The organism is Exiguobacterium sp. Leaf196 (assembly GCF_001423965.1).
GTDB lineage: Bacteria > Bacillota > Bacilli > Exiguobacteriales > Exiguobacteriaceae > Exiguobacterium_A.
The window spans coordinates 896,302-911,573 of sequence record NZ_LMPV01000001.1; the positions used below are offsets into that span (position 1 = coordinate 896,302).

A 15,272-nucleotide genomic window follows, 5' to 3' on the forward strand; every position below is an offset into this window, starting at 1 on the left:
TGTCATTTTCAGGCATATTGATACGAAAACTACTGTAAAATGAAGGAGTTCACCTGCTAGGTGTGTAAAAGAATGACAATGTATCCATGAAAGGAAGTGAAGAGATGGAAGATCCACGGATCACGCGTCTCGAGCAGGAGGTCGAAGCGTTACGCCAACGCGTGGCTGCCCTTGAAGGACAGCACACTTCGTCTGTCGCACCTGAACCGAGCGAACCAGAAGTGAGTACGGTCGCCCGCCCAGCTCCGCGCCCTGCTTATACGAAACGAAAACCGGTTGTTCCTCCACCAACATTTAAGGAAAAACGCTCCCGCGAAGACTGGGAACAGGTCATCGCGACCGTTTGGTTACCCCGGATTGGAGCCATATTCGCCGCACTTGGGGCTTTGTTCCTCTTTTCCTACGCCTCGGTTGCCGGTCTGATCAGTCCGCCTGTCCGCATCGGAAGTGGGGTATTGATCGGTTTACTCGTCATCGCCCTTGGAGAATACCAGTATGAGAAGAAACGACGTGAGCTCGGGGTCGGACTCGTCGCGACCGGTACGATCGTCGCCTTGGCGGCACTGTTCGCCGGGATGGCCTTATATCAATTCTATCCACCATCTTTAGCCTTCTTACTTGAGCTCGTCGTCGTCTTCATCGCGTACGGTTTGATGCTCTGGATGCGATCGCAAGCCTTGCTCGTCCTCGTATCCATCACCGGCTTCTTATTACCGTATCTACAATTATCGGACGACCCGAACTTACCGCTCTTCTTATTGTACGAAGTCGTCTTGTTCGCAGCGATCTTCTTTGCGGTTGACCGACTGAAGGCCAAAAAAGCGTTTGTCTTCGCTTGGGTGATCTTTACGATCGCACTCGCGTTCGGTCTACTCTCGTTAGAGCTCTACTGGCTTGATGAACAGGTACCACGACTTGATGAATGGTCTCTCTTACTTGCGACATTCTTCGGCTACGGTGCGACTTCCTTCGTCGGAAAACGGATTCAGTTTGAGAAGAACGTCCCAAGTTGGCTCGCTGGGGGTGTCGTCTTACTGACGTTACTGATCCTTGACTGGTCGTTCGGTACGCTGATCGCGATTCTGTTCGCTGGCACTGCCTACCTGCTCGCTGAACGATTGAAGGATTCCGCTCAAAACGGTGTCGGTCACGTCGCCTTACTCGTCGCCGTCCTCTTGATTCCGGCAGATGCCCTCAGCTGGACGTATCAACTGCGCTACTTTTTGATTGCTGGATTAATCGCTGCATTCTGGTTCGTTCCACGAGCGCGAATGCCACACCAACGGTTATTTAACGTCGGACTGTATGTCGTCTTCATCTTCTCGGCTGTCGTTGACTATGAAACCTATCAAAACCTAGGTTTATCCTACGCCTTGACCGTTCTAGCGATGGTCCTAGCTTCGACGGCGTTCGTCTTACTCCTCGTTCAGACACATCGTGATCCGGGCTGGAAAGGGTCGTGGCAACTCGTACTTGTCCTAGCGGCGATCGGTGTTTTTACGACCTATACGTTGATCATCATGGAGTTACCGTTCTATCGCGGTCTTGAAGAGACAGCGCGTAGTACGACGTTATCCGCGGCTTATATCGTCCTTGCCCTCGTGCTCGTCGCGATTGGTCGGATGCGGACGTCGTCGACATGGCGGTTATCCGGGTTGTTGCTCCTGACGATCAGTGCCGTCAAGCTTTTATTGTTTGACTTGTCATTCCTCACCTTGTTCCAAAAAGCGTTCGTCTTCATTGGCTTTGGGATTGTCACGTTCATAATTTCACGGACCTATTTCAAAAAACGAAAAAAAAATACCTGACAAAGCGCTTGGATTGGTCAAAAATGACTAATTCAAGCTTTTTTTATTACGCAAAAATTTTTATTGATAACGATTATCATTGTCGTCTATACTGATGAAGGAACTGACTTAACCATTTACAGGGGGAACGATAGATGAAACAAGCATTGTTGATGACAGGCGCACTCGCGGTCGTCTTAGCGGGTTGTAGTGAAGCCAAACAAGCGGAGAAACCAGCACCGAAAAAGGAGAATTTCGATCAGGTCGTCACCGATTACCGGACGTATGCAATCAATGAAATCGATACGTTCGTTCGTGAGACAGAAAAATTCACCGATGCCGTTCAAGCGGGCAAACTGGAAGAAGCGAAAGCATTGTACGCACCGACGCGGATGTATTACGAACGCGCGGAACCGATCGCGGAAGTGTTCGGTGATCTCGATCCGAAAATCGATGCGCGAGCAGGCGATGTCAAAGCGTCGGAGTGGGGTGGCTACCACCGGATCGAACAAGGGTTGTTTGAAAAGGGAACGACAAAAGGCTATGAAGCGTACGCGAAGCAATTGATGAAAGACGTTCATTTACTGCGGGCGAAGGTCGAGACGGTCGAGGTGACACCGGAATTACTCGTCACGGGGGCGACGGATCTATTAAACGAAGTCTCGACGTCAAAAGTGACAGGCGAAGAAGACCGTTATTCGCATACGGACTTATATGACTTCGCAGCAAACGTCGAGGGGGCTGAAAAAATCTATGACTTGTTGAACCCGGCGCTGAAGAAACAAGATGCGACGTTATCAAAAGAGATCGCTGCTCGCTTCAAGGATGTCCATGCATTACTTGACGCGAAGAAAAAGGGTGACGGGTATGTCCTCTACACGAGTCTCTCGAAACAAGACGTCAAACAGATGAGTGTCGCAATCAATGAACTCGCGGAACCGCTCTCGAAGATGGGCATCGTACTGGAGGGATAAGCATGAAACCAATACAAGAAGGCGTCACGCGACGGGATGTCCTGAAGGTCGCAGGCTTGACGAGTCTCGGGGCCGCCCTGTATGCCAGTGGTCTTGAGAAGTTTCTTCCGCGGACATTAACTGTTGAAGCAAGTGATCAAGAGCCGTTCTACGGGACGTATCAAGCAGGCATTTTGACACCACCACAAAACCACGTCCAAGTCGTAGCGTTTGATATCAAGACGGAGCGACGCGATGAACTCGTTGATTTATTAAAACGCTGGACACGGTTATGTGCCCGACTTGCGGCTGGGTTACCATATGGCGATTCCGACTCCCGTTACGTCCCACCGGAAGATACGGGGGAAGCGGACGGATTATCTGCCGGTCATTTGACGTTTACGTTCGGGTGCGGTCCAAGTCTATTTGACGGTCGCTTTGGTATTCAGCATAAACGACCGGAGGCGCTTAAACCGTTGCCGACGTTCGATCTCGATCGTTTAGATGAAAAATGGGGCGGAGGTGATCTTGTCGTTCAAGTTTGCGGTGATGATGCGCAAGTCGTCTTCCATGCAATTCGTAACCTCGTCCGTGTTGGGCGCGGAACGGTCGCGATGCGATGGTCGCAAGCTGGCTTCCAGCGCAGTAAAGCAGCAGATGCCTCTGGCGGGACGCCGCGCAATCTATTCGGCTTCAAGGACGGCACGGGAAATCCCGACGTCTCGAAGCAACAAGTCCGGAAAGAATCGCTCTTTTGTCAGTGGCAGGACGGGACGCCGTGGTTAACGAACGGCTCGTTCCTCGTCGTCCGCCGCATTCAGATGCATCTCGAGGTTTGGGACCGGACGATCCTGAAGGAACAGGAACGGACTTTCGGACGCGAACGTGCTTCCGGGGCACCGCTCGGCTCAACAGACGAGTTCGCTTCCGTCACCCCAGCGAAACGACAAGCTCGTGGCGAAGCTGCCTTACCGGTTGACTCGCATACCGCTGTCGCGCATGGAGACGGGAAGACAGCGATCCTACGCCGTTCCTACTCTTATCAAGACGGCATTGATGAGAAGACAGGTGCCCTCGATGCTGGACTACTCTTTTTATCGTATCAGCGTTCGCCAAAACAATTCATCGCGATTCAGCGCCGTCTTGCCGCGCAGGATCGACTGAATGAATACATCACGCACCGTGGAAGTGCCATTTTCGCCTGCTTCGGTGGGATCTCGAAAGGAGGCTACATCGGTGATGCGTTATTTGCGTAATCTTGTCCTTTTACTTGTACTCCTTGTAGCTGGTCAACACGCGGTGCCTGCCCATGCTGCTTCGACGGATGATCTCTATGTCGCAATCGGACAAGCGCTGTCTGCCGTCGCAAGTGAAGATCGCACGGCACTGAATCAAGCCATCGAAGAATTAGGGCAAGCTGCTCAAGATTTACCTGATCAACAAGCAGCAATCACGAAAACCGTCAAACAGGTCGATGCAAAACGGTCGGCAACGTTTCCCGAGGTCCGCGAGCAACTGACGGCACTCTCTGCTGCCGTTCGGAAGCAGGAAGAAGCAACGAAACCGAAGACAGATCCGGTTGCGAAAGCAAAGGTGAAGCAATTACTTTCGCTTACGAACGAGATGCGTCAAGTCAAAGCGAGCGATCGTCCGGCAGCGGAACAACGATTGTTGACCGCATGGGCAACGCACGAAAGTCTTGTCCGTAATGACAGTATCGGTCACTATGGCAACATCGAGATGGCGCTTGCCTCGATTCGGATCGCCGCGGCGCGAAAGCCTGCGGATACGAAGGAGTGGAAGGCGGCACTTGATCAATTCGACAATGCAGTCCAGTCCTTCCTCGACGGAGAACAAGTCCAAGCGAAGAAAACAGGACTGCAGTCACTGCTGACACCGCTTGAAGAGGCGCAGACCGCGCTTGCAGCAAGTGATTTGCCGCAAGCGAAGCTGGCACTCGAATCGTTTCTGAAGACCTGGCCGCGAGCCGAAGGTGAGGTCCGGACACGAAATGAAGGTCTCTATTCCCAGCTTGAATCAGACGTACCACTGCTACTTGCTCGGCTGACGCCGGAAACTCGGCAAAAGACGGCACAAGAACTCCAGTCGTTCGAGAATGCTATTGCACAATTACAAACAAAGACGCATTATACGTTCATCGACGCGATGCTCGTGATGCTCCGGGAAGGTTTGGAAGCATTATTAATCGTCAGTGCACTTGTTGCCTTCGCACGGAAAAGCCGAACCAAACAAGAAGGTAAGGTCTGGGCAGGTGCCGGGCTTGGTCTGATCGCAAGTGGTCTGTTAGCCCTCATCCTGCAGACAGTCTTTCAAGCCTCATTCGCAGCAACAGGTCGCGAACAAATCGAGGGCTATACGGGAATCGTCGCGGTCGTCGTCATGCTGTTCGTCGGCTACTGGTTGCACTCGAAAAGCGCCGTCGCCAAACGAAAACACTTTTTATCGACGCTTTCGACGACGTCCTTATTCTTCGTCAGCTTCTTAACGATCTTCCGGGAAGGCGCCGAGACGTTGTTGTTCTACATCGGAATGGCACCAGCGATGACGAAAACTGCCTTGTTATCCGGAATCGGACTCGCGATCGTCATCATCGGTCTCGTCTCGTATGCGGTCATCCAGATTGGTGTTCGTTTACCGATCCATCGTCTGTTCCAAGTCGCGTCCTGGTTGATTTATGTGATGGCGTTCAAGATTCTCGGTACGAGTCTGCACGCGTTGCAACTGACGAACGTCCTACCGATTCGTCCGATCAATGGACTCGGAACCGCCGGCTGGATTGGTTTCTACCCAACGCTCGAGACGCTTATCCCGCAAGTCGTCCTGATGATTCTGATTGCCTTGTTTACGATCTGGCAAAAGCGGCGCACAGCAGCAATCCAGACTGCTGCTTGATCCATTTTTCAATTTCAGGTTTCAACTATTATGTTTCGGGTATAACTTCTTATCAGCAGCTTGCTGCATGAAAGAGAGGGATTTTTATGCTTGAAACACGCATCGTGCGAAACATGACCGCTGTCGACGCAGAAGTGACGAGCCTCAAATCAAGTGGCTATTCGAATAAACAGATCTACATCTTTGCAAAAGACGAAGAACTCGCGGAACGCATCGCGAATGACACACAGACGTTACCATACCGCGTGACGAAGAAGTCGTTCTTCGAGACGTTATTATCAGCCGTCCGGAGTAACCGTAATGATCGGATTGCTCAATTGTCCGAGCTTGGCATGACGAAGGATGTTGCTGAGGATCTAGAAGATGAAGTCCGACACGGGCGGATCGTCATCGTCGGTTCGAAGTCTGATTTACTGAATCCAGCGTTCGCGGCGTCTTACGTGACGGATGAAGCAACCGATTATGGTGCTGGCGTACCAAAACTTGAAGACGAGGAAACGACGACGACGTTACCAGCCGATCAAAACGTCAAGTTAAAAGATGAATGATACATAAGCCTCCTGTTTCTCAGCGTAGAGACAGGAGGCTTTTGTTTAGCCTTCTCATGGAAGGGAATGGGAAAATTGAGAGGAGGAGAGACAATGCAATTCTTATATGTCGGTTATTACGATGCTGAGCGGATGGATGCTATATCGAAGGAAGAGATCGATGCTTTGATGTCGCGTTGTGATGCGTTGATGAACACCTTCAATAAACAAGTCGATGTCCTATCAGACTGGCACCCGGGTCTTACGACACAAGCATTTTACTGGCAGGATGGGGTCGTACAGAAGAAAGTAGAGCCGGATCGAACGCATGGAGAGCAGATTGGCAGTTTGATTGTCTTTGAAGCACGTGATTTAGATCATGCGATGGAACTAGCTTTCCTTCATCCGACGACTCAAGTCGCAGAAGGGGAATCTTACGGTTGGCGAGCGGAAGTTCGACCGTTATCAGGTACCTCATGATGTATGGATTATGGACGACATTTACGACTCAAAACGGACAACGCGACAACGTCATTGCCCTGTTGCTTGAAGCTGCGGCTTCTCTTGCGACGCATCCGGGCTGCCTGCACTACATCATCAGTCGTTCTGACGAGCCAGATGTTTTGCATGTTCGCGAAATTTGGACGGATGCGGCTACTTATCAAGCATCCTTAACTTTACCGGTGACGCAGCACTTGATTACGCAAGCGCGTCCGTTACTTGAACATGTTGAACGTGTACTGGAAGATCAACCGCTCGGTGGCAAAGGACTCATATAAATCAAAACCCCTTCTCTCATCGAGAAGGGGTTGAATGCTGTTAGGTTGCCTTCCACTTGATATCGATGACGTCCGACGCTCGCACCATTCGGCGCATACCTGTCGATGTGACGAGTTCAATCGTTCCACGGTCATGAAAAATCGCTTGGATTGAACCGGATACCGTATCCAGTTGTTTCAATCGGACGTGGACCGTCTGTCCGGTCCGGACTGCACGTTCCATGATGTGTTGCAAGGAGAGGCGATCACGAACACTCGTCTCTTCGCGTGATTGATACAAATGTTCAAGATGAAGGATATGCTGGCGTGAAGTCAGTTGTTTCCACTTGCGATTCGATCGTTTTTTAGATGCGAACATGGCTGACCACCTCCTGAATTGAGTCGTACGCTAGACAGTCGTGCGCTCTGCTTCAGATAATTCCCTTCAAGATCCGTGCTTAAACACGTGCACCTGACATTTTTTCGCGAAACGCCTCGATTGCCACAATTGCTTCTTGATCGTGCTCGACCTCACCCGGTGCATTCCCTTCGGCAAGAATCGTTGTCTCAAGCGTCGCACCGAGGAACGACGCGATATGCTTAAACTGCGTGACGAGTGCCTGTCCTTTGACGCGCGGATCGTCTCCACCGACGGCAATCAAGTGGAATCGTTTCCCTGCCATTCGGCTTTTGAAGTCGAGCTCTTCGTCGCGAAGTGACTCGCTGAATCGGTCGATGAATAATTTCATCTTCGTCGACATCGAGTACCAGTAAATCGGCGTGATGAACAGGATGTCATCGTGTTCAAGCATCGCTTCGACGATTCGGCGATAATCATCACCGATCGGCAAAAAGCCACCATGATGACGGCGGTCTTCAATCGGCTGAATCGAGACGTTCGCCAAATCGACAGCCACATGAGGGATGCCTTTCAACGCTTGTTCACCGAGCCATTCACTGTTTCCTTTACGTGAGCTACCATAAATCGTATACATATCGTGCATCTCCTTTTGAATTCGATTGTTTTATTCTATTCCAAACTTCACTGTCAATACACCGATATGCTCACAATTGGTTTTGAATAAGGGTTTTGCGGAAAAAGACAAGAAGACGAAAAACAAATAGGGGAGGAACTGTCGAATGGAGAGAAGTACGCTCATTGCGCTAGAAAAACACTTATATGCCATCCACCTCGAAATGGATGGACTGGCGCGGCTGATTACGAAACAATTGATTCATTTGAGCCAAGTGGCTGCATCCGTCGAACATTTTCGGCGGATGAGCTTTGATATCTATAAACATCGGACGTCGCTCGAACAGATTCCGTCACAAGTCTTATATGAGACGGCTCTCGATTACGAAGATTGGCTCGAGGAAGAGTTTGATGAGATTCCTGCTAATTGGCAACTGGCGTCGAAAGAAGAGGAGGCACTCGAGCAGCTCTGGTGGTTCGAGTTCTCACGGATTCTAGCGGAACTCGAAGAATGGCTCAGTCTCTATCTGATTCGCCGAATTCGAGAAGATGTCCGCTATATGCCACCGGTGATCGAGAAGAACGCCTACGCCTTGTCGGAAGATGCCCGACACGTCTTTTGGCGACTTTTACAACGTTCCGTTGCGAAGCCTTCATCAAAAATCAAGGCCAATCAATTATCGTGCCGAATGGGGATCGCCGAGATTGCCCGCTGTGCCCGCCTCAATCAAGATCGAACACGTCGTGCGATCGGTGAACTGAAGAACCGGGGACTGGTTGCGATCGAGGAGGACGACGAGAAGTTGAAGATGCGGCTTCGGCTTCAAGTCATCTGATTGAAAGCGATGAAGCGTTCAATCATGCGTTCATCCCGACGCGCGGATGGACCAATCCAAATGAGATGACCGGGGCTCTTCGATTCGATGAACTGTGCATGCGGAATGCTTCGTCGAGCGTGTTCGGCGTGTTCGAACGGAACAGCACGGTCTGACTTTGAATGGACGATCAAAACCGGACACGTGACGGCTTCGAGTCGCTCTTGTCCTAAGTCTTGCGTGATATCGAACAACACACCCCGTCCTGGACCATTTTGAAGACCGACCTCATATAACAACGAAGCATCCGTCTCACTGATGTGAGTACGGATCGTTTCGCGTGGTAAAAGACTCGTCATCTCAACCATCCGAACCGCTGCCTCTTCAGGAAACTTGCGAATCTTATCCTTCACGTATGTCCAAAGCCCCCACTGGATGAACTGTAAAGGACGTTGTAAGACCGGTTGGATCAAAAGTCGGTGGTAGGGAAGGGATATCCGATGCGTCATCGCACACGCTAAGACGAGGGCATGAACACCTGTATCTATTCCGGCAAGGGCGATCGCCGTCGGTCCTCCGGCTGAGATGCCGTAAACGGTATAGTGTTCGATTTGACGGGATGCGAGCCACCCGGCGTAAAATGTCGCGAGCGCCTCTGGATTATCTGCGAGTTGAAGTGGTGTTCGCCCATACCCCGGACGCGATGGTACGATGACACGATACCCTGCAGCAATCAATTTCTCGACATGGTAGATTTCCCGATAATCCGACTGCGTCCCATGAATTAAAAGAATGATGGGACCGCTTCCGCTATCCCGGTAATCAAAGCGCTGACCGTTCCATTCTGCGATACAATGCATCCAAATTCTCCTATCTCTTAATATTTACCATTTTATTGTTAATCTAATTTTCTTTTTCATGTATACTGTAAAGTATAACCAAACCATTGTGACTTAGGAAATGAGGATGCGTAGTGTCAAACGAAAAATTAACAAACCGTGACCGCTTACTTGCTGTACGAGAAATCTTCGAACGTCAGTCGGATGAAGATCATACGTTGACGCTTGAGGAATTAAGCATGGAACTCTCGAAACGAGGCTTAATCGAGAAGCTATCCCGAAAATCGTTAAAGGATGATATTGCAGCACTTGCTAAATCAGGCTTCGACGTCGTGGCGGAAGAGACGAAGAATGGACTTGCCATTCCGTATCATCTCGTCAGTCGTCCTTTTGAACATCATCAGCTCCGATTGCTCGTCGATGCCATCGCTAGTGCGAAGTTCATCTCGGAAAGTGAGACAACATCTCTCGTCAAGACGCTTCAATCCCTGACGAGTGATAAGATGGCGGAGTCACTTCAGCCGGTCCTACATACTGTCAAAAAACCAAAAGGGATGACGTCCCGCTCAATCGATACGATTCAGAAAGCAATCAGCGAAGGTTTCGTCATCAGCTTCCAGTACCAAGGGAAATTCAACGAACGGACGCGAAAGTTCGAGTTACGCAAGGATGGCGAGCATTATCTCGTTTCACCAGCACATCTATTGATGGATAACGGTAATTACTATTTGATCGGAAGAGACGAACGGATCAAAGAGGTTCGAACGTATCGGGTCGACCGAATCGTTGATTGTAAAGCATTCGAACCGATGGAAGAACCGGTCTATGTCGAGCCAAGTTACTTAAGTAATATGTTCAACATGTATGGAGGAGAGAACGAGCAATTGACGCTTAAATTCCAGGAGAGTCTGATGCCGACCGTCGTTGACCGGTTCGGAACCGATATCCGTTGTCGTCGTCTCGATGACCTCTGGTTCGAGGTTAAGGTCGATGCGCTCTTTTCTGACGGCTTCATGATGTGGCTGATCCAGTTCGGCAACCAAGCAGAAATCATCGCACCTGTCGAACGCCGAGAGACATTCAAGAATAAAGTAGCGGGTCTTGCGACGATGTACCAAGTCGAAACACCTGCTCTTTAAGAGGTAAAGCAAGGTTCATTTGACCATGGATCTTGCTTTTTTAATTATTGAATAAAAAAATGTCGTTTTTTGTCGGATATTCATATTTGAATATTTTAAGCGAATAGTTCCAGTTACTATTATAGGTATCTGATACTTATGTAGGAGGAACGACATGCAACAGATGGAAAAAAGCCGATCAAACGGGATGCGGAAACTAGGTGTTTTCCTGTTCTTCGTTTGTTTATCCTATACATCTTGGTACTTATTCTCACTTTTTGTCTTTCATCTCGTGTTACCAGAAGATGTCATGACATCACTCGACATCGTCGCGTTCGGATTCAGTCCGGTTATCGCTCTTGTTGTCACCATCGGATCGCTACGTTTGATTGAACGGCGCATGAAACCTAAATTTACCCCCCTTTTATTCATCGGGTATATGCTTTCAACAAGTGTTTTGATCTATTATTCAGTTGCCTACGCGCTTCTACCCCGACTGTGACTTGCAACTCCCCAGCAATTGGCATATGCTACGCTTATAGCTTGCTAGGTAAGGGGGGATACGATGAACGCACAGTATATCCTCGACTGGATGCCGCTCGTGATTCCTGTCGGTGCCATCGTCTTTATTGTCGTCATTGCGCGTAAGGCTTCAAAAATCGATGCTGAAAAGTAAGAAGACTCCAACTAGGGAGTCTTTTTTTATCGGATTCCGTTGACACTTTATTCGCGCGATTTCCCTATTGTTCGAAAACATAACGCCACACATTTTTATGGTATAAAGAAACTAGGTGAAAGACCTAATATCAGGAAATCATGGAGGGACAGATGAGCCAAAGAACCGTCATGACTTTACTTGCACTCAGTCTACTGCTTACCGTATGTATGTTGAAAAAATCGACGTTGACGCCAAAAGCTAGTACCATCGATCTCACCATCGCTGTCGTCGGAACGGCTCCGGTTCTTACACAATCTCCGGACTTCCATTCAATTGATTTGCAGGAAATCAAAGGAGATTTACGTCAATATGACGCCGTCATGATCATGCCGGAGTACTTACATAAGGTAGCAGGACGTGACTATGCCGCCGTCTACCGGAAAGCACATATTCCATTTTTCTTCATCGGCTCTCAAAAATCCATCGAACCGTTTCTTGATCCGAGTCTCTCCTATGAGGGAAGCATCTCGGTGCCGAATCCGACGTTTGCAGCTGGTATGCTCTATGACGATACGCAAGAGACGACCTGGTTGTTCGGAGAGGGGATCGAACGACCGAATCGTTCGGAGCAACTGAGGATCTATCAATCGATTTTTCAAACGATTGAACAGAGCCACCTGGCAAATTAACGCTTGAAGGAAACTAGACCGAAAGTGTACTCATTTCTTTTCGCTTCGGTCTGTTTTTCGTCCATCGAAATGTTTTGTTGGCGCTAAGACGATTTCCCGGATATTGACATGTTGTGGTGGCGCGATGGTGGATCAAACCATCTCTGCGACTGGTGACTTGCGACGACACTACGCAATCAATTGATGCGCACTTAATGCGACAAAAAGCCCTTGCTCCACGAGCAAAGGCTTTTTGTTAACGTTCGATTTGTTCGCGTACTTGACGCCGGAACGTTTGGATATCATAGGCGGGTTCGCTTGTACTGAATTCAATCCCGTCGATTAAACGCGCATTGGATGACGCATCCGGGAACTCAATCCGCATCAACCACTCAAGCGTCGTCTCCTCATGACGTCTTGGGAAGGCTTGTTCAAGTTGCGAAGCAATCTTCAGCAACGGGTGATGACTATAACGTTTTGGAGCATGCGTTCGTACCTGTTTGGAACGTTTGACAGTCTGTTCCATTTCAATCGGAATGACTTTTCGCTTCCGGATGACGTACAGCGTGATTGCAACGAACAGTACAGTCACGATTGCCGTCACGATCCAAATCCAATGTGACGTTCCCGCTTGGACCGTTGCTTGTTTGACGTCTTCCACGCTTTTGATGTTTTCAAGTCCCATCGCGCGGTTCGTCATGTTGTCCGCTTTTCGTCCGAGTGGCTCCGTCCAAAGGAAGAGGGAGCCAAATGCTTCAAACAGCGGTCGGATCGAATTCGTCACAGACCCTACGAGTGCTTCCTTCGTCAATCGAAAAAGACCGGCTAAAAGGAGCCCTAACGTCAGCATCAGACCAACTGTTGAGAAGATACGTCGCCATTCTGTCATATAGGTGACGACGAATGGATACGCGACGACAAGGAAGAGGAGCAAAAAGGCACCCAGCGGTGGAGTCACACCTGGGAATAGAATCATCACGCCACCGACGATCAGTCCACTTGCGGCGTAACGCCAAGCTGACTCGACCGTATCAAGAAATGCGGTCCAGGCGACGAAGATAAGAGCTAAAATACAAGCAACCGGAGATAGAATGAACAGTAATCCCGCTGCGAGTAGCTGTAGTCCAATCCGAAGCGAGCGGTGCGGCACGAAGGCAAGTGCCGGGAAAACGAGTGCTAGATAGAACGGAACGGGTAACAGACTCGCTAGGAAAATCCACCAGAGAATCATGCGCTCACCCCTTTCTGCCGATGACCGAGATGGATCTCTGCCGTCGTTGACGGAACGCTCCGTTGTAAGCGTTTCGTGAAATAGCGGCGCTCGAGTGGTAAGTCATATTCCGAGATCCGGGCAAGACATTCCATCGTCCGCAGGAACTGATGTTTCCCCGTACCGGACGGGACATGATACCACTGACCCGTTCGATTGACCATCGAGATCCAAAGACTGTAGGAAGCGCCTTGTTTTTCGAGTTCGCGGATGATTGTTGCGGCACGCGATAAGAGTTTCTCGAAGTCAGAGCGGAGGGCGAGCCCGTCTGCTGACAGACCATCGACGATCACGGCATAATCATGATTACGTTTCCGATCATATTGATACGAGTACAGTTCGTTTGTCTTTGCATAGGCAGACCAATAAATCGATTTCGCGTCTCCGGAATAGGGAACGACTGAATGAAAACTCGAACGATCCGAAAACGGACTCGAACGATCAATCGTCTCACCCGGGATCATTCGCTCGTTCCACTCGACGGACGCTGGCGCGAAGTCCGGGAAGACATGCCCAAGTTCCTGGATGTCGAGCGTGATATAGATCGTCATCAGATGAAACGGATCCGAGATCATGATGTCAAACGATTGAATCCGAATCGTTCCTCGCTGTGCGGCAATGACATCGATTGAAAACGGGACGATCGTCTGTTTACCGACATACATGTGTTGACGCCAAAACTGACTACTCGCGTCAGGAAGCTTGATTTGATCCCCGAGTAGACCGGAAATCGTAATCCGTCCAAGCGGTAACTTCGTCGGATTCGTCAGCTCGAACGGAATCTGGATCGCTTCTTCCCGGAAAGCACGGACTGTCTCAAGGAGGCGGACGTGGATCCGCTTCGCGACGTATTCAAGATAATAGGGCATCACCCAGCCGTATATCGTATAGGCAAATAATAAAGCCGCCATCCAAACAGGACCATAGAGTCCGACGATGATCCCACTTGCGCCCGTCATGGTGAGAATGATGAGGTTAAAGGCTTTTGGTGTGATCAATTGCATGATTACACCTCAGTCGGGACGGTGAGTGAATCGAGAACCTGCTGGACGAGACGTTCGTTCGACAACTTCAGCGTCGCTTCAAGTGTTAGGACGAGTCGGTGAGCGAGAAGCGGCGTTGCTAAGTGTTTGACGTCTTCTGGTGTGACGTACGTCCGCTCTTGCATCCAAGCACGCGCTTTTGCTGCCTTTAAAAGGGCGAGTGTCGCTCGTGGACTTGGTCCAATCTCAACGTCACGATGGGCGCGGAGTGCATCACAGACATCAAGTAAGTAATTTTCGACGCTGTCCTCAATCGTGACAGCAACCACTTCCTCTTTCCAGTCGTTGAGTTGTTCAAGTGGAATGTGTAGATCGGCTGCGGTCAGATGCGCTCCACGTAACAATGCTTTTTCCGCTTGACGCGTCAGGGGAGCGAACGACAACTTGAACAAGAAGCGGTCGAGTTGCGCATGGGGGAGCGGGAATGTGCCGTGTCCGTCGAACGGGTTTTGTGTCGCGATGACAAGAAAGTGTTGGGGTAGCGTATACGACATATCACCAATTGTCACTTGTGCCTCTGCCATGGCTTCAAGGAGAGCGGACTGGGTCCGTGGAGTCGTTCGGTTGATCTCATCAACGAGGACAATGTTCGCAAACAGCGGACCAAACCTTTGTTCGAACGACCCAGTGAGTGGGTTAAACAGCTCCATTCCGAGTAAATCCGTCGGTAACGTATCTGCTGTACATTGAACACGTGAGAATTTTGCATCGAGTGTCTGCGCGAGCGCTTTTGCTAGTGTTGTCTTACCAGTCCCGGGACGGTCTTCGAGTAAAATATGCCCCTCGGCAAGTAAACCGATCAATAAATGATCAATCACATCGTCCTGACCAAGGATGGATTGCTTAAGTGATGTCCGTAACGTTTGAAACATAAACGATTCCCCCTTTAAGATGCTTTGTATTTCTAAAGTGTACGAAAATTCAGAAAAAACCGCTAGTGATTTTCCTAA

The 15,272-nt window shown here is 49.8% G+C and carries 17 protein-coding genes; 11 read left to right on the plus strand and 6 right to left on the minus strand.

The window, feature by feature from the left end; translation table 11 throughout:
- The first annotated feature begins 104 nt into the window (after window positions 1–104).
- The 7 genes from ASG02_RS04740 to ASG02_RS04770 all read left to right on the plus strand — a co-directional run bounded on the left by ASG02_RS04740 (window position 105) and on the right by ASG02_RS04770 (window position 6,959).
- Window positions 105–1,808, plus strand: a complete 1,704-nt coding sequence (locus tag ASG02_RS04740) for a DUF2339 domain-containing protein (RefSeq protein ID WP_056061402.1) — start codon at window positions 105–107, stop codon at window positions 1,806–1,808.
- A 134-nt stretch (window positions 1,809–1,942) separates the two neighbouring features.
- Complete coding sequence (gene efeO / locus ASG02_RS04745; RefSeq protein ID WP_035407998.1) at window positions 1,943–2,761, plus strand: iron uptake system protein EfeO; 819 nt, start codon at window positions 1,943–1,945, stop codon at window positions 2,759–2,761.
- A gap of 2 nt (window positions 2,762–2,763) precedes the next feature.
- Window positions 2,764–3,996 carry an iron uptake transporter deferrochelatase/peroxidase subunit gene (efeB, locus tag ASG02_RS04750; protein ID WP_369792028.1) on the plus strand — a complete coding sequence of 411 codons (1,233 nt, stop codon included), beginning with the start codon at window positions 2,764–2,766 and terminating at the stop codon, window positions 3,994–3,996.
- Window positions 3,980–5,653, plus strand: a complete 1,674-nt coding sequence (locus tag ASG02_RS04755; RefSeq protein WP_056061406.1) for an FTR1 family protein — start codon at window positions 3,980–3,982, stop codon at window positions 5,651–5,653. Before efeB ends, ASG02_RS04755 begins: the two co-directional genes overlap by 17 nt.
- A gap of 86 nt (window positions 5,654–5,739) precedes the next feature.
- The gene (locus tag ASG02_RS04760) at window positions 5,740–6,201 is read left to right on the plus strand and encodes a general stress protein (RefSeq protein ID WP_023468312.1); all 462 of its coding nucleotides are present in this window, start codon (window positions 5,740–5,742) and stop codon (window positions 6,199–6,201) included.
- Between the two features lie 93 nt (window positions 6,202–6,294).
- The gene (locus tag ASG02_RS04765; protein WP_056061409.1) at window positions 6,295–6,660 is read left to right on the plus strand and encodes a YciI family protein; all 366 of its coding nucleotides are present in this window, start codon (window positions 6,295–6,297) and stop codon (window positions 6,658–6,660) included.
- Window positions 6,657–6,959: a putative quinol monooxygenase gene (locus tag ASG02_RS04770; RefSeq protein WP_056061413.1), complete on the plus strand. Its 303-nt coding sequence runs from the start codon at window positions 6,657–6,659 to the stop codon at window positions 6,957–6,959. Before ASG02_RS04765 ends, ASG02_RS04770 begins: the two co-directional genes overlap by 4 nt.
- A 40-nt stretch (window positions 6,960–6,999) precedes the next feature.
- Here the strand turns inward: ASG02_RS04770 and ASG02_RS04775 are convergent, their stop codons facing one another.
- Window positions 7,000–7,317, minus strand: coding sequence for a hypothetical protein (locus ASG02_RS04775; protein ID WP_056061419.1), 318 nt, complete (start codon window positions 7,315–7,317; stop codon window positions 7,000–7,002).
- 79 nt (window positions 7,318–7,396) lie between these two features.
- The gene (locus ASG02_RS04780) at window positions 7,397–7,933 is read right to left on the minus strand and encodes a flavodoxin family protein (protein WP_035407983.1); all 537 of its coding nucleotides are present in this window, start codon (window positions 7,931–7,933) and stop codon (window positions 7,397–7,399) included.
- Window positions 7,934–8,078: 145 nt separating this feature from the next.
- Between ASG02_RS04780 and ASG02_RS04785 the strand changes: the two genes are divergently transcribed.
- Window positions 8,079–8,747 carry a hypothetical protein gene (locus tag ASG02_RS04785; RefSeq protein ID WP_056061422.1) on the plus strand — a complete coding sequence of 223 codons (669 nt, stop codon included), beginning with the start codon at window positions 8,079–8,081 and terminating at the stop codon, window positions 8,745–8,747.
- Here ASG02_RS04785 and ASG02_RS04790 read toward each other — a convergent pair.
- On the minus strand, window positions 8,735–9,586 hold the full coding sequence (locus tag ASG02_RS04790; protein WP_056061425.1) for an alpha/beta fold hydrolase: 852 nt from the start codon (window positions 9,584–9,586) through the stop codon (window positions 8,735–8,737). The genes ASG02_RS04785 and ASG02_RS04790 overlap by 13 nt on opposite strands.
- A 113-nt stretch (window positions 9,587–9,699) precedes the next feature.
- Here ASG02_RS04790 and ASG02_RS04795 point away from each other — a divergent pair, with 113 nt between their 5' ends.
- The 3 genes from ASG02_RS04795 to ASG02_RS04805 all read left to right on the plus strand — a co-directional run bounded on the left by ASG02_RS04795 (window position 9,700) and on the right by ASG02_RS04805 (window position 12,030).
- Window positions 9,700–10,704, plus strand: coding sequence for a YafY family protein (locus tag ASG02_RS04795; protein WP_035407977.1), 1,005 nt, complete (start codon window positions 9,700–9,702; stop codon window positions 10,702–10,704).
- A 154-nt stretch (window positions 10,705–10,858) separates the two neighbouring features.
- A complete protein-coding gene (locus ASG02_RS04800; protein WP_035407975.1) occupies window positions 10,859–11,185 on the plus strand; it encodes a hypothetical protein in 327 nt (108 codons plus the stop codon).
- Between the two features lie 326 nt (window positions 11,186–11,511).
- Complete coding sequence (locus tag ASG02_RS04805) at window positions 11,512–12,030, plus strand: hypothetical protein (RefSeq protein WP_056061428.1); 519 nt, start codon at window positions 11,512–11,514, stop codon at window positions 12,028–12,030.
- 235 nt (window positions 12,031–12,265) lie between these two features.
- Here ASG02_RS04805 and ASG02_RS04810 read toward each other — a convergent pair whose 3' ends face one another.
- The 3 genes from ASG02_RS04810 to ASG02_RS04820 are packed head-to-tail and all read right to left on the minus strand — an operon-like array spanning window position 12,266 to window position 15,194.
- Window positions 12,266–13,240 carry a hypothetical protein gene (locus tag ASG02_RS04810; protein ID WP_056061430.1) on the minus strand — a complete coding sequence of 325 codons (975 nt, stop codon included), beginning with the start codon at window positions 13,238–13,240 and terminating at the stop codon, window positions 12,266–12,268.
- On the minus strand, window positions 13,237–14,283 hold the full coding sequence (locus tag ASG02_RS04815; RefSeq protein WP_056061433.1) for a DUF58 domain-containing protein: 1,047 nt from the start codon (window positions 14,281–14,283) through the stop codon (window positions 13,237–13,239). The genes ASG02_RS04810 and ASG02_RS04815 overlap by 4 nt, the downstream gene beginning before the upstream one ends.
- 2 nt (window positions 14,284–14,285) lie before the next feature.
- Window positions 14,286–15,194, minus strand: coding sequence for a MoxR family ATPase (locus ASG02_RS04820; protein ID WP_056061438.1), 909 nt, complete (start codon window positions 15,192–15,194; stop codon window positions 14,286–14,288).
- Window positions 15,195–15,272: the final 78 nt, after the last annotated feature.